This window comes from Streptomyces shenzhenensis, assembly GCF_021462265.1.
Classification (GTDB): domain Bacteria; phylum Actinomycetota; class Actinomycetes; order Streptomycetales; family Streptomycetaceae; genus Streptomyces; species Streptomyces shenzhenensis.
In genome coordinates this window covers 1-335 of sequence record NZ_JAJONF010000223.1, presented here as the reverse complement: position 1 = coordinate 335, position 335 = coordinate 1, and the positions used below count along the sequence as shown (strand labels likewise).

Annotated in this window: 1 pseudogene; it reads right to left on the bottom strand. The window is 65.4% G+C overall.

Going from position 1 to position 335, the window contains the following annotated elements:
• Positions 1–2 precede the first annotated feature (2 nt).
• Positions 3–335: pseudogene (locus LQ326_RS47555) on the bottom strand (alpha-glucosidase C-terminal domain-containing protein); the annotation flags it as partial.

Here is a 335-nt window from a genome sequence, read left to right as displayed (position 1 = left end):
GATCATTGTGTGGGTGACCCTCCGATCCGCGGGGACGGTCGCAGGACGGTGAGGATGTGCGCGGGCCGGTGACCCGGTTCCAGGCGCACGTAGTTGGTCCTGCCCCAGTTGTAGGTTTCACCGGTGAGCTCGTCGCGCACCGGCACCGACTCATGCCAGTTCAGGCCGAGTTGCGGCATGTCCAACGAGACGGTGGCCTCCTGGGTGTGGTGGGGGTCGAGGTTGACGACCACCAGAACCGTGTTCGATCCGCTCCGCTTGCTGTAGACGATCACCTCTTCCTTGTCGGCGTGGTGGAAGTGGAGGTCGCGCAGCTGCCGCAGGGCCGGGCTGTT